Raw genomic sequence first — 13,082 nt, 5'->3', positions numbered from 1 at the left:
CGTTTAACTTCTTATGCTTCCGCAAATTCTTTTTACCTGAAACTCTTCCAAATCGCCTATAGTGGCCGCGCCTTTTTGTTTGAATGCGGCAAGAAAATGGTAAAAAACTTTTTCTGTCATTTTGGCGTCGGCCATAGCCCTGTGCCATCCTTCATTGCTAAGTCCAAGCTCGCTGACTATAAAGCCAAGGTTATTTTTCTTAAAGTTACCGTTTTTACGGGCAAATTTAAGAGTGTCTAAAATCACGGTTTGCGGCATTCTCAGCCCGCATCTGGCGAATTCCGCAGCCAAAAAAGGAATATCAAAATCCGCGTTATGGCAGACTATCACAGAATCTGTGAGAAGGCCGATTAAGAGCGGGGCGATATCCTCAAAATAAGGGGCTTGGGCCGCCATTTCATTGGTTATGCCGTGTATATTAATTACCTCTTGGGATATAACGCAACGGGGATTAATGATGGTGCCATACTCGCTTTTAGCGATAAGCGCGCCGTTTGTTATAACGGCTATTTCGCACAATCTGGCGCCGTCGTAAGGGGAAAGGCCCGTTGTTTCAGTATCAAGGAAGGCAAATTTTACTTCGTGAATGAGTTTTTCTCTTAATATCATAAATAATAAATAACAGCCCTTACAAGCAGCCCTGTAACAACGGACAGCGCGGAACCTAAGTAAAGGTTAACTTTGGAAATGTCTAAAACTTTTGTTTTGCTAAAGTAATAACACAGCCAAAACCATACGATTATAAATAAAATCCAACTGTACCCGGGCAACAGGCAAAGGCCGTAAAAAACAACTCTTTGCAGGGCGGTTATATAATTGTAGTCGGTAAACGTAACGGATTGAAACCATTTTGTTTCATAAGTGGCTATTAACATATTAACCGCTTGCGATACAAAGATTAATCCTACAAGAGCTATAACCCACCACTCCGGGAACATATTATGCCCTTGGGTAATTTCGATATGGGGAGACATTACAAAAATAGCCATAAGAACAAATAATTCATGCCATAAAAACTTATACATAACAGGAATATCTTTTTTTATTCCGCAATATTCATTAGAAATACAGGAACTGTAAAAAAGTTTGTCCATGCATAAGTGTAATAATGAAAAGAAAAGTATTGTCGGAATGCCCGTAAGATTTAGTCCAAACCAGTTAAACCATACAAGGTGCAGGTAATCACGCGTTAATAATACGGCCAGCGTAAAAAATATTGCCAAATGCGCCATTTGGCCTACCCAGGAACGCGCTTTCCATATGTAAAAATTTTTAGGCTGAAACACAAAATCGGTAAGCAAAAGAACAAGAAGCATTCTCCAAAAAACTATCATAAAAATCTCCTAATCAATTAAAAGGTATTTTAAACTCTATTAATGCGCCGTGTTCATTGTTCTTAGTTTTTTGCGCTTTTATAGCGCCGCCGTGCGAGTTAATTATTTCCCTGCTAATGGCAAGGCCCAAACCGTAGCCTTTGACGGAGTTATCGGTTTGATGGTATTTTTTGAAAATTTGCTCTAATTCATTTTCCGCTATGCCTTTGCCGCTGTCTTCCACTTCAAAAACAGAATATTTTTCATCTGTTTTATACGTAACCGTAACGGAACCTTTGTCCGTAAATTTAATAGCGTTTGAAAGCAGGTTAGTTATAACTCTTTCTAAAAGTTTTTCATCGCCAAACGCTTCTTTGTTGCTTTCAATATGCACTGTAAGATATATCCCCTTTTCTTTGGCTGAAGGGTTAAGCAGGTTTACGCATTTTTCTATCATTTGGGCCGCGTCAAATGTTTTCTTTTCAGGTTTTAACATACCCGCTTCTAATTTAGAAACATCTAAAATATTTTCAAGCAGAGAGGAAAGATTTTCCAAAGATTCTTTCATAATGCCGATATAGTTTTTGGCTTCTTCTTCGGAAATCTTGCCCGATTGCAAAAGTTCAACATATCCCTGCAGGCCAAATACCGGCGCGCGCAAATCATGCGCCACGGCTTTAAAAACAAATTCCTTCATTTCGCTTACTTGCTGTTTTATCTGCAGGTCGCGGTAGTCTTTCAAATCTTTCATCATGGTGTTAAAAGAATTTATAAGGCTGTTAAACTCACCCCACTCTTTGTCCTTTAAAACGGGAGTGTCAAAATTACCTTTAGAAACCCGTTTTGCCCCCGCAATAAGTTCGCCTATCGGGTTTGCTATGCTGCCCGCGAAAGAATAAGCGGCAAAATAAGCGAGCAGCGCAATAGCTAATATAAAAAATATAAGAAATGCCGTTATTGAATTAATAGAAGTAAAAGCCTCGTCTTTAGTTTGGAGCACTGCTATATACGCGTCTAAAATGGGTGAAGGTTCTATCGCGCCTATATAATTTACGCCGTTTGAGCCTTTAAGGTTTTTTTGAAGCGGCTGTCCGCTTACAATAGCCGTGTTAAGATAGTATGGGGAAACGGCCTGCTCTTCCCCCGGGGAAGACATAAATATTTCCCCACTGCTGTGAACAAGGTAAATGCGGCCGCTGTTGCCTATTCTTTGCGCTGAAATCCTGGACCAGAGTTTATAAAAACTTACAATTCCAAAAAGAAAATTTCCGTCTTGTAAAGGGTAAATAATTTCAGCTATCGGTAAATTAAGGTGAACGTCAAACCCGCTTACGTTTAAACGGTTTTGCTTTCTTATTTCAGATAAAGTTCCCTCCGAAGATAAATCTATAACACCCACATTGTCGGTAATAAATTTAGGGCCTACCTTATATTTTTCCCGCCCTTCGGAATCCAATACGGCCAGCATAAGAAAATCCGGGTTAGAAGCAAGCACTTCCTCAAGTTTGCGTTCTACGGCGTTTTTGTTATTAATTATTTTTTCCAATCCGTCGGTAAAGGACATACGCCAAGTTATATTGTCTATATGCTGAGTAACGGCGGAAGCCGCCATTTTGGCTAAATTATCATGCGTTTCCAAAATATTATTTTTAGCGTATCCCTGGTAGTAGAACACAAGCATACTTACCGGGATAAGCGGTATAAAAACAACCCATAAAAACATTTTAAAAAGCCTTGCGAATATTGTCATATGATATCATTATACTTTTTATAGGGTTTTTTTGTTGTTTGTTGAGCGTATATAAAGACCGGGTTTATTAATTTTTGGCCGTGCCGGACAAAAGAAGATAAGATAAAATCAGCGTTTTGGGATAAAAGAATATAAGAAATTAAAAACCGGCCCTATTCTTTCAAAAAAAAGGCCCCGGATGCCCGGGGCCTTATGCGTTTAGAAAAAACTTATTTCTTTTTTGCGGCTTTTTTAGCAGGAGCTTTTTTCGCTACTTTTTTTGCCGGTTTTTTTGCCGCAGCTTTTTTAACGGCGGGTTTTTTTGCTACTTTTTTGCAGCCGCATCCTTTTTTTACTGCTTTTTTAGCGGGAGCTTTTTTTGCAACTTTTTTTACTGCTTTTTTAGCAGGTGCTTTTTTAGCAACTTTTTTAACAGCCATATTCTTTCTCCTAAGATAATTAGTTTTAACCTCAAGAAAATGATACAACAAAAATATTTAAAAAGCAAGTTGTTTGTATTTACAAAACACGGCATTTAAAAAACAGCTTTTTGCGCTTTGTTTCAAAAACGAATTATTTTTATAATTTCTTAGAAGTAAAATCACATTTTTAAAGCGGCGCTTACCTTTGAAATTTTGGCAAATTTTAATTTAGACTTTTTAGTTAAATTTTGCGCCAGTTTACAAAACTTTTTTTCGTTTCCTTTTAAAAGTTCCATTTCAATTTCATACATGCGTAATTTTTTTGAGCCTTTTTTTATTAAAAAATTATCCATGCAGATTTCAAAAATAAAATCTTTTTTTATTTTATAAACGGTCCTTTTGTTTGATATTGAAAATTTTTTTATAAGTTTTTTTGTTTTTAATTTTTTTGTGCAAAAGGAAATTGCCGCGCGTAAATTAGTTTGTTTAAGATTAATATTTTTTTCTTCACGCACTGCAAAACCGTTAACAATTTTACTCATGCCTTTTAATGTAAAAATATATTTATTTTGTTGTTTTCTTATGCGGCAGGAAATTTTGTTTTTTGAAAAATATTTATCTTCACTATCGAAATAGTTATCCGTAATTTTTAAAACAACGGGTTTGGGCGGCGTGTAGAATTCTTTAAACACGCTTAAAAAAACTTTAAAATCGTCCGGGCTTTTGGCTGCCCATTTGAACTCCCGTTCCTTTTGCATAATAAAATTCTATAATAAATACAGACGCTGTAACACACAATGTTTTAGCGCAAAGGGAGGTTTTATGCAGAAACAATCTACTTCGCTGGGGTGCTTCCTGTGCGGCAAAGATAACCCGAAAGGCATGAAAGTCCACTGGGTTGAGGATCTTGAAAACAAACGCGTTGTTTGCGAAACTTCAATTTCGGAAGATTACCGCTCATATCCCGGGATAGTACATGGCGGTATTGTTGCCGCGTTGCTTGACGAAACATCGGGCAGAGCCATTTTAATGGATAACGGGTATGACTCTTTAATGGTTACTTTAAAATTAGAAGTTGTGTACAAAAAAGTTACTCCCACTAATACCAAAATACAAATTATCGGACGCGTTAAAAGAACAGGGAAAACAAAAGCCGTTGTTGAGGGGGAAGTTGTGCTTCCCGACGGAAGCGTGAGCGCTTGCTGCACGGCAATTATTATGAAACCGCCTCAAAACATATTATCGGGTTGGAAGGAAGAAGAAGAGGAATGGGAAAAGACGGCCCCAAAATATTAAATAAAAAAGCTCCTTTTAAAGGAGCTTTTTTTGTGTTTTATAAGTAAATATCTCTTTTGCCGTTTTTTATGTCATGAAGGTTTTTAAGGGCCAGTTTTTTTAGGTTTTCGTCCTTGATTTCCTCATTAACGGTTTTTTCTATTAAGGCAAAACCTTTTTGTTTAAGTTCCTCACCCGCGAAGTCATGCAGGTATTCGGCAAAAGTAAAAATGGCGTTTGGCAGGCAATGGTGTTTTATAAGCCCGGGTTTAGCCAGATCCATAAAATCTTTGCCCACGCGGCCTAAACGATAGCATCCCGTGCAAAAAGACGGCACATGGTTATGCTTAACTAAGTCTAAAATCACTTGTTCTAAGGTTCTGTGGTCGCCTAAAGAAAATTGCGCGCCCGCGGATCCTTCTTCATATCCGCCGGGATTGGTCTTTGACCCTGCCGACATCTGTGACACGCCCATTTCAATGGCCGCCGTTCTCATTTGGGAGTTTTCGCGCGTGCTTAAAATAATTCCCGTATAAGGAACGGCTATTCTTAATATAGCCAGCACTTTTTTAAACTCCAAATCCGAAAGCTGGTACGGCGGTTTAAGGCTTAGGTCAGAGCCGTCCGCCGGTTCAATGCGGGGAACGGAAATTGTGTGCGGGCCTATGCCGTAAGTCTTTTCCAAATGGGATATATGCTCAAGCATGGCCATAACTTCAAATTTATAGTCATAAAGACCAAACAATATGCCTATGCCCACGTCGTGAATCCCGTTTTTAAGGGCGCGGTCCATAGCGTTTAGGCGGAATTCAAAATTCTTTTTCTGCCCCGCTATATGAAGGCCCGAATAAGTGGGTTTATGATACGTTTCCTGAAATAATTGGAACGTGCCTATATTGTGTTTGGACAATTCTTTAAATTCTTCTTCCGTAAGGGGGGCTATGTTAACGTTTACCCTTCTTATGTTTTGTCCGTTCCATTTTGTTTTGTAAACGGTGTCTATGGAATCAAAAATATATTTAAGCCCGCCGCCGGGGTAAGACTCGCCCGCTACAAGCAGTATTCTTTTGTGGCCTTGTTTTAAAAGTTCAATTACTTCTTTTTCAATTTCTTCCTGCGGAAGGGCCCTTCTTACAAGGCTTTTGTTTGAAACGCGGAAAGCGCAGTAAAGGCATTCATTAGAACATAAATTTGAAATATAAAGAGGCGCGAACAAAACCATGCGGTTGCCGTAAATTTCCTCTTTGATAAATTTTGCGGTACTATATATTTGTTCAAGCTGTTTTTCGTCTTCAACATTAAGAAGGCTTAAAACTTCGTCTTTATTAAGGCCGTTTAATTTTTTTGCTTTTAAAAGGATTTTGTTTAATTCTTTTTCTGTAGGGGCTTTGGAGTTTTTTATAAGCTCGGAAAGCTCGGCGTCGTTTATTATCATACTGCCACCTCTTTATATATTTTATTAAATTATCCTCCTTACTACAATTGGCCAAATAAGATAAAATTAATTAAATTAACCTTAAGGCGGCATATGAAAACAGCAGAATATAAATTTTTAAAAATTAATCCTATAAAAGTGTTTTTCCTTACCTTGCTGAGCGCGGGCTTTTATTCCTATATATGGGCTTACAGGCAGTGGGATGCGGCTAAAATAAGCGCCTCGGAATATAAAAAGATAATTCCGTTTTTCAGAGCCGTATTTTTAGATATTTTCATGTTCCCCCAGGCCGCTTTTGCCAAAAGAGAGGGCGGCGGACCGTCAACTGTGTTAGTCGTGCCTGTTTTAAACATTTGTTTAAAAGTTTTGGCTGTTATTTTCTGTTTTAATATTTATGTTCTATTAATCTTGAGTGTTGCTAGCGCCTTTATGATGTTGTTTTTCCAAGCGTATATAAATAAAATTTTACCATTAGGCGGCGGCGCCGAAATAAAGTTAAAAGTTTCTGACGCGGCCAGTGTTTTTATTGGGTTTATTTTGGCGTGTTTTATTGTGTTTGCAAGCGGACCTGTTTCTAAAACAATAAGCATGGGAAAGGATACATATATATCGGACAATTCAATAATTAACGATGTGATAGGTTTTAAAGTGTCCTACCCAGCATATGTTGAAATGGAACTTGGGGAGGATACGGATTTTGTTTTGTTTGCCAGTTATAAAGATGACGATTTTTACTTAGAGGTAGGCGCGGTATATAACTTTAAACAAGATTTAGATAAAATGAGCCCCCGCCGGTTAGACGCTTACCAAAACATGCTTATGAGCCCTGTGAAAGATGTTGTTTACCAGCAGGTTACGCTTGACGATTATCAAGGATTTCCATATATAGAAAAATATGCCCAATTGGAAGGCGGCTGGAAATCCAAACAATATATTTTTGTTAAAGACGGCATAACCTACCACATAATGCTTAATACTTTTAATGAGCGGTATTTCCCTATATTGGACTATATGATTAGCACGCTTGAATTTAAAGGGGGAAAATTTAAATCCGTTAGTTTACAAAGATTTTAAATCAGGTCCGGTAAGGTTTTGGTGCATTCTAAGGCCAAATAAAGGCATTAAAGTTAAAATATAATCAAAAATATCGGCCTGCTTAACTTCATAATCTTCCCAAGAATGTGTTTTAATAAAAAAGTATAACTCCAGCGGTAAACCTTTTGCGGAAGGCTGAAGCTGGCGTATCATAAAAATATCATCGGGATAAAAAACGGGCAATTCTTTTACCGTTGCCGAACAATAATGTACAAAAGCTTGTAAATTTGTTTGTAATTTTACATTTTGAAAATATTTTTTATCAATATACTCGGGAAGATTGTTTAAAAAATTATCGTCAATTATAAATATGCTGTTAAAATTAATATTAACGGATCTTTTTATACGTCTGTTTTGCTTTTCTAAAATGTGGGACCAGTTTTTAAAAGAATCAGAAAGCATCCCGTAAGCAGGCACGGAGTAAACCGTTTTATCCCAATGCCGTACTTTTACCATTGTTATGGTTATTTCGGTTACTACGCCGTCAATATTTCTTTTTTCCATTTCAATCCAGTCGCCCTCTTTAATCATGTCGTTATTTTTAAGCCACAGAACGGCAAAAAAATCCAAAACCGTGCTTGAAAAGATGTAGGTTACCGCAAGGACCGCTATAGAGGCAAACGTTATGATTAATTTGGGATGATTGCTAAAAAAGAATGCCGCGATAAATAATAAAAACCCGGCTATTACTGCCGCTTTTAACGCTTTAAAATATTTTTCATAAGGAGTATTTTTAAAATAAAAATTCTTTATAAAGTTAAGTGTGTAATTAATAATAAAAGCAATTATGAAAGAAATTAAAACCGCCATTATTTCTTTATATTGTTTTATGTTTTTAAAATATCCGTCGTTAAAAATAAACTGAATGACAAAAAGCGCCAAAACTAAAAAAAGAAGTAAAGAAACCCATATAATTATATTTTTTAAATTAGGATACTTAGCAAAAAAAGTCTTATGTTCTTCTGCTTTTTCCCTGATTTTCTTATATATTTTTTGAGATAAAGTAAAAAACAAAACAAATAATAATGATAACAGAAAGAGCTCCGCAATAATACCGTAGTACGGTTTTAATTTATAGTGTAGCGGCTCTTGCTTATAATTTTGTGCGGCCGGGCCGCCTGGCGGGTCTGCGGTGTTTTGTACAGCATTAAAATCCTGAGGTTTTGCTGTGTAGGGCGCTTTTTTTTGTTCCTGGTTAGCTATGTTTTCGGAGGGATTATTGATTGGGTCAATTGGGAAAATGATTTCATTTTCTTTGGTGTATTCAGGAGTAAAACCTTTTTCATTTTTTATAGAGTGCGCTTCTTTAAATGGCTCCTCTTTATCTGTTTTCTTTAAAGTTTGGGTTTTTTGCGGAAGGGAAAATGCATCTTGTTCATTTTCCTTTTTTTGTGATTTGCTAGTATAAATTGTTTGCGCAGGTGCTTCTTTATCCTTGTTCGATATGTTTTTTGATTGTTCTAAAACGGCGTATTCGTCATTGGCTTGCATTTTTTGTTCGGATGGCAAAGTAGTTTTAATTTGCGGCTGCTTAGGGAGGCAGGCAAAAAAAACTAAAAAAACAGAAAATACAAAGAAATATTTTTTCATTTACAATTAATTATATAAAAAAGGCCAAAAGCCCGGCTCCTGTTTAGAATCGGGCTTTTGAAGTTAATGTTAATTAAATAGTTTTTATTCTTTGCCTACCCGTAAAATTAAAAAACAGTAGCATAAAAATTTTTGATTATGGTATCTGCAAGTTCTAAAAGGTTGTTATTATTCTTGTTAGGCACAGCTTTCTCATAATATTCAATAGCTTTGTTGTTATTGTCTTGTGTACCTTTACTATTAGTAATAAGAACATCCAATATTCCATACTTCGTTTTGTTAATTTTTTTAACAAAAATATTGTAAAAGCCTAATCCTGTAACTATCGTGTAAACAATGCTAAATAAAGGTAAAAGGACTTTCTTTATTGCTGTTCTTTTCTGTTTTTGAATATCAATATTATTACTATTATATTAGCAGCCAATACACCTGCTGAAAACAATATCATAATCAAGTAAAATAATAAACCCATGCCAGATTGTCCGTCTGTTCGCTGAGAACTCTTTGCCCAAGTATCTATGAAATAAAGAAATGCCATTATAAGTCTGTTCGTAAATATTATAGCGCAAATAAAATTAAGTACAAGCAAAATTATCTGCAGCGGGGTAAAGGTCTTACTGTTTTTTTGTTTTTCAATATTTTGCTTAGTGTATTCTATATTTATCTTATTAAAATACAGTATACATTTAACTACATTTACTAAAGCAGTTATATAAATAAATATGGCAAATAGTAAAAAACCGGCAATTACAAAAATGGCTTCCTGAGGGTCCGTGGCTAACATGATTATATAGAAGATGCTCACAATAATTAAAGGCAATAAAAAAGATAATACTGTATATGTTTTCCAATAACGATATTCTTTTGAATTTTTTTGAAGAGAATTTTTTTTCATTTGAGAAAGATATTCTAAAGCGCGAAATGCTAAAAAACAGCTTATTAAAGCAGTTAATAAAATTGGAGAGAATATTAATATCATAGTTTTATTTTCCTTATTTTAATTTTTAAACAGTATATTAAATTAAAAAGAAAAGAGAATCAAACAATTTTGCTTTCGGGGAGTTTTATTTTACCCTAAAGTGCCCCAGAGAATGCTGGCAGATAGGAATGTCTTGAAACTTCTGTCAACAAATAAAAACAAAATCCCCCTTTGGAGGAGACTTACTCTAAAAGGGGATTCTAAATGGCGGAGTCGACGGGATTTGAACCCGCGATCTCCCGCGTGACAGGCGGGCGTGTTGACCGGGCTACACCACGACTCCAAAAATCAATCAACTGTTATATTTTATTATTTACGGATTAAATTGTCAAATAAATCTATTTTTCTATAGGACGGTAGTTTAAACTCATGCCCGCGTCTTGCGATACAAAACGGCCTATTTGGCTAAGCGTTTGCTTAAGGCTATTTAAGAACTCTTCAGGAGTTTGCAAAATGCCCGGTTTTCCGGGATAAAGGGCGTAATTTTTGCGCTCGTTTTGTGGTGTAACATTTGGCATTATTACATTTGCTCCGCTTTGCAATGCTTTTATCCGTCCGTTTTTTTCAATAGCTTCCATAGCTGTTGTGGCCGGGATATTTATTTTTGGCATAATAAGGCGTGATATCGCCATAACTTTTAAAGCTGTTTCCAAACTGCCGCCCTTTTCATTTTCCAAAGGGGTGCCGGGGCATGGGATAAACGGCCCTATGCCAAGCATGTCGGCGTCTAGCTCTTTAAAAAATAAAATATCTTTCGCTATTGATTTTGCCGTCTGGCCCGGCAACCCTACCATTATGCCTGTGCCTGTTTCATAACCCAGCTTTTTTATATCCTTAAGGCAGCGCAGCCTGTTTTGCAAATTCATACCAGGGTGAAGTGTTTGGTACAAATTTTCGTCCGTTGTTTCAATACGCAGTAAAAACCTATCCGCGCCGACTTCTCTGTAAGCAAGATATTCTTGGTAAGTTTTTTCACCAATGCTTAAAGTAAGGGCAAGGCCCATATTCTTAATTTCTTTTATAATTTGCAAAAATTCATTTAAAGGAGCGGCGTTTTCCTCACCTGATTGCAAAACAATTGTTTTGTAACCCAGGTTTTTTGCCAAAGCGGCGGCTTTTAGCGTGGTTTCCGTGTCCAGGCGGTATCTTTTTACATCTTTTTTAGCGGCCCTTATGCCACAGTAAAAACAGTTGTTTTGGCAGATATTCCCATATTCTATTAAAGCGCGCAGATGCACGCCGTCACCCACATTTTGCTTGCGCGTAAAATCGGCCGCGGCAAAAAGCTCCCCGTTAAAAGAGGAATTTTCTAAAAGCAGCGTTATTTCTTCTTCCGTAAGGTTATTTGTTTTGGCGGCCTTTTTTATTATTTCACGCATAATTAAATTATATAAAAAGCCCAAACGCCGTTTGGGCTTTTTGTTTTAAAGGTTTTTAAAATCACCATTTTCCATAATGCACTTTTGCTTCGTCATACCTGTCTTGCGGGTCCTTTTCTTCCGCGGGCGTTCCGACCGCTACTATAGAAAAAGGCATTATATGTTCGGGCAGGTTAAATATTTTTCTTACGGCGTCAACACGTTCCTTAACCGCCTGCACGCCAAGCCATACTGTCCCAAGTCCCAAATTTGTAGCCGCCAGCAGAATATTTTGTGTTGCCGCGCCACAGTCGCCTATCCAGTAGCCGGGTATAAGTTCTTTTTTTAAGTTAGCGCATACGATAATCGCGCAAGGCGCTTCTTTTAACATAGAAGCGTAAGGGTGCGTTTCAACTATTTTTTGTAAAGTTTCCCTTTCTCTTACTACCAAAAATTCCCATTCCTGCGCGTTCCTCGCAGTAGGTGCGGCCATGGCGGCGGCTAAAAGAATTTTTATCTGGTTTTCATCAACGGGAATGTCCGCTATATATTTTCTTATGCTTCTTCTGCCAAAAATAGCTTTTGATGTTTCCATATCTTTACCTCCTATTCAGTTCCTTTAAAAAATTTATTTTTAAAAAACTTCGCAAGTCCGCCGGAAGATGTTTCCCTGTAATCGCTTTTCATATCTTTGCCGGTTTGCATCATGGTTTGCAAAATCTCATCGTAAGAGACGCTATGCTCTCCGTCAGAGGTTATGGCAAACGTAGCACAATCTATGGCGCGTACGGCGGCTAAAGCATTTCTTTCTATGCAGGGTATTTGCACAAGCCCGGCCACAGGGTCGCACGTAAGTCCCAAATGGTGTTCAATGCCCATTTCGGCCGCGTACGCTACGCTTTTATTATCGCCGCCTTCAAGCTGGCATACTGCGGCGGCGGCCATCGCGCATGCAACGCCCACTTCACCCTGGCAGCCTACTTCAGCGCCTGATATTGATGCGTTTGTTTTAGCAAGGTTTCCTATAAGGCCGGCTGTTGCTAAAGCGCAGACAACAGCCTTATCATCATAATCATAAATTTCTTTTGTAATGCGAAGTACAGCGGGCACAACGCCGCAGCTTCCGCAAGTGGGGGCGGTAACAACCTGCCCGCCGTTGGCGTTTTCTTCCGCGCAGGCAAGCGCGTAAGCAAAAACGGTATTAATGCGGCGTACGTATCTGGGGGCGGTTTCCGCTTTTTTAAAAAACCTGCGGGCCTTTCTTTCCAAATTAAGTTCGCCGGGCAAAATACCACGTCTCTCAATGCCGTTATTTATAGCGGCCTGCATTTGCTCCCAAACTGTATAAAGAAAAGGCCAAATCTCTTTACCTTCGCATTCCTCCACATATTCCCAAAGGGCAATTTTTTGCTGAGCCGTATATTTTAAAATTTCTTCCATCGACCCGTGCTGATAAATTGATTTTTCATCTTCTTTAGGTATAGTTCCGTCGGATATTTCCCCGCCGCCTATGCTGTAAAGCGTTTTTTCGCTTAATACTTTGCTTGTTTGGTCAAGCGCTTCAAACTTCATAGCGTTGGGATGGAAGGGTAAGAAAGTATCGCCTTGCCATATAATCTCAACTGTTTTGGGGGACATTCCGTCTTTAATAGCATGGTCGGTTAAATGTCCGCGGCCCGTTAAAGCCAGCGAGCCGTACAAAGTAACTCTAAATGAGCAGGCGGACTCGTTTTCCGCGGCAAATTCCTGGGCAGCTCTCCTCGGCGCCATTGTGTGGCTGCTTGAAGGCCCCATTCCTATACGGTATAGACTTCTCAATGTTTTCATATTAATTAACATTATAGCACTTAAAGAGAATTGGCATTAATGCCCGCTAAATGTTAAAA

The 13,082-nt window shown here is 37.9% G+C and carries 13 protein-coding genes and 1 tRNA gene; 2 read left to right on the top strand and 12 right to left on the bottom strand.

Annotation, left to right across the window (positions count from 1 at the left end; genetic code table 11):
* Positions 1 to 3: 3 nt before the first annotated feature.
* From EMIN_RS08450 to EMIN_RS06795, 5 genes are all read right to left on the bottom strand, one after another.
* Positions 4 to 609 (bottom strand): 3'-5' exonuclease, encoded by a 606-nt coding sequence (locus tag EMIN_RS08450; protein ID WP_012415504.1) that lies wholly within the window; start codon positions 607 to 609, stop codon positions 4 to 6.
* Positions 606 to 1,334 (bottom strand): hypothetical protein, encoded by a 729-nt coding sequence (locus tag EMIN_RS06810; RefSeq protein ID WP_012415503.1) that lies wholly within the window; start codon positions 1,332 to 1,334, stop codon positions 606 to 608. Before EMIN_RS06810 ends, EMIN_RS08450 begins: the two co-directional genes overlap by 4 nt.
* Positions 1,335 to 1,347: 13 nt before the next feature.
* A complete protein-coding gene (locus tag EMIN_RS06805) occupies positions 1,348 to 3,063 on the bottom strand; it encodes a sensor histidine kinase (protein WP_041691280.1) in 1,716 nt (571 codons plus the stop codon).
* Positions 3,064 to 3,272: 209 nt separating this feature from the next.
* On the bottom strand, positions 3,273 to 3,482 hold the full coding sequence (locus EMIN_RS06800) for a hypothetical protein (RefSeq protein ID WP_012415501.1): 210 nt from the start codon (positions 3,480 to 3,482) through the stop codon (positions 3,273 to 3,275).
* 161 nt (positions 3,483 to 3,643) lie between these two features.
* Complete coding sequence (locus tag EMIN_RS06795; protein ID WP_012415500.1) at positions 3,644 to 4,222, bottom strand: CYTH domain-containing protein; 579 nt, start codon at positions 4,220 to 4,222, stop codon at positions 3,644 to 3,646.
* A gap of 64 nt (positions 4,223 to 4,286) precedes the next feature.
* Between EMIN_RS06795 and EMIN_RS06790 the strand changes: the two genes are divergently transcribed.
* Positions 4,287 to 4,760 (top strand): PaaI family thioesterase, encoded by a 474-nt coding sequence (locus EMIN_RS06790; RefSeq protein WP_012415499.1) that lies wholly within the window; start codon positions 4,287 to 4,289, stop codon positions 4,758 to 4,760.
* Positions 4,761 to 4,797: 37 nt separating this feature from the next.
* On the opposite strand, the gene hydG is transcribed toward EMIN_RS06790, so the two are convergent.
* Complete coding sequence (gene hydG / locus EMIN_RS06785) at positions 4,798 to 6,174, bottom strand: [FeFe] hydrogenase H-cluster radical SAM maturase HydG (RefSeq protein ID WP_012415498.1); 1,377 nt, start codon at positions 6,172 to 6,174, stop codon at positions 4,798 to 4,800.
* A gap of 93 nt (positions 6,175 to 6,267) precedes the next feature.
* Here hydG and EMIN_RS06780 point away from each other — a divergent pair, with 93 nt between their 5' ends.
* Entirely contained in the window at positions 6,268 to 7,248 is a 981-nt protein-coding gene (locus EMIN_RS06780) for a hypothetical protein (RefSeq protein ID WP_012415497.1), read from the top strand.
* Here the strand turns inward: EMIN_RS06780 and EMIN_RS06775 are convergent.
* From EMIN_RS06775 to EMIN_RS06750, 6 genes are all read right to left on the bottom strand, one after another.
* Positions 7,234 to 8,859: a mechanosensitive ion channel family protein gene (locus tag EMIN_RS06775; protein ID WP_012415496.1), complete on the bottom strand. Its 1,626-nt coding sequence runs from the start codon at positions 8,857 to 8,859 to the stop codon at positions 7,234 to 7,236. The two genes, EMIN_RS06780 and EMIN_RS06775, sit on opposite strands and share 15 nt — an antisense overlap.
* A gap of 364 nt (positions 8,860 to 9,223) precedes the next feature.
* Complete coding sequence (locus EMIN_RS06770) at positions 9,224 to 9,838, bottom strand: hypothetical protein (RefSeq protein WP_012415495.1); 615 nt, start codon at positions 9,836 to 9,838, stop codon at positions 9,224 to 9,226.
* Positions 9,839 to 10,043: 205 nt separating this feature from the next.
* Positions 10,044 to 10,121, bottom strand: a tRNA-Asp gene (locus tag EMIN_RS06765).
* 55 nt (positions 10,122 to 10,176) lie between these two features.
* On the bottom strand, positions 10,177 to 11,217 hold the full coding sequence (hydE, locus tag EMIN_RS06760) for a [FeFe] hydrogenase H-cluster radical SAM maturase HydE (RefSeq protein ID WP_012415494.1): 1,041 nt from the start codon (positions 11,215 to 11,217) through the stop codon (positions 10,177 to 10,179).
* Between the two features lie 61 nt (positions 11,218 to 11,278).
* Positions 11,279 to 11,791 (bottom strand): nitroreductase family protein, encoded by a 513-nt coding sequence (locus EMIN_RS06755; RefSeq protein WP_012415493.1) that lies wholly within the window; start codon positions 11,789 to 11,791, stop codon positions 11,279 to 11,281.
* 11 nt (positions 11,792 to 11,802) lie between these two features.
* Positions 11,803 to 13,023 carry an L-serine ammonia-lyase gene (locus tag EMIN_RS06750; protein WP_083759865.1) on the bottom strand — a complete coding sequence of 407 codons (1,221 nt, stop codon included), beginning with the start codon at positions 13,021 to 13,023 and terminating at the stop codon, positions 11,803 to 11,805.
* Between the last annotated feature and the right edge of the window lie 59 nt (positions 13,024 to 13,082).

The organism is Elusimicrobium minutum Pei191, from assembly GCF_000020145.1.
GTDB classification, from domain to species: Bacteria; Elusimicrobiota; Elusimicrobia; order Elusimicrobiales; family Elusimicrobiaceae; genus Elusimicrobium; species Elusimicrobium minutum.
Note: the sequence above shows the minus strand (reverse complement) of the source record. Positions and strands in the feature narration are given on the sequence as shown.

Bases quoted from the DNA above. Each gene is read 5' to 3' on its own strand.
- EMIN_RS06780 (WP_012415497.1), top strand. From the start codon at position 6,268: ATGAAAACAGCAGAATATAAATTTTTAAAAATTAATCCTATAAAAGTG.
- EMIN_RS06795 (WP_012415500.1), bottom strand. From the start codon at position 4,222: ATGCAAAAGGAACGGGAGTTCAAATGGGCAGCCAAAAGCCCGGACGAT.
- EMIN_RS06750 (WP_083759865.1), bottom strand. From the start codon at position 13,023: ATGAAAACATTGAGAAGTCTATACCGTATAGGAATGGGGCCTTCAAGC.
- EMIN_RS06755 (WP_012415493.1), bottom strand. From the start codon at position 11,791: ATGGAAACATCAAAAGCTATTTTTGGCAGAAGAAGCATAAGAAAATAT.
- EMIN_RS06810 (WP_012415503.1), bottom strand. From the start codon at position 1,334: ATGATAGTTTTTTGGAGAATGCTTCTTGTTCTTTTGCTTACCGATTTT.
- EMIN_RS06790 (WP_012415499.1), top strand. From the start codon at position 4,287: ATGCAGAAACAATCTACTTCGCTGGGGTGCTTCCTGTGCGGCAAAGAT.
- EMIN_RS06770 (WP_012415495.1), bottom strand. From the start codon at position 9,838: ATGATATTAATATTCTCTCCAATTTTATTAACTGCTTTAATAAGCTGT.
- EMIN_RS08450 (WP_012415504.1), bottom strand. From the start codon at position 609: ATGATATTAAGAGAAAAACTCATTCACGAAGTAAAATTTGCCTTCCTT.
- EMIN_RS06775 (WP_012415496.1), bottom strand. From the start codon at position 8,859: ATGAAAAAATATTTCTTTGTATTTTCTGTTTTTTTAGTTTTTTTTGCC.
- hydG (WP_012415498.1), bottom strand. From the start codon at position 6,174: ATGATAATAAACGACGCCGAGCTTTCCGAGCTTATAAAAAACTCCAAA.
- EMIN_RS06800 (WP_012415501.1), bottom strand. From the start codon at position 3,482: ATGGCTGTTAAAAAAGTTGCTAAAAAAGCACCTGCTAAAAAAGCAGTA.
- hydE (WP_012415494.1), bottom strand. From the start codon at position 11,217: ATGCGTGAAATAATAAAAAAGGCCGCCAAAACAAATAACCTTACGGAA.
- EMIN_RS06805 (WP_041691280.1), bottom strand. From the start codon at position 3,063: ATGACAATATTCGCAAGGCTTTTTAAAATGTTTTTATGGGTTGTTTTT.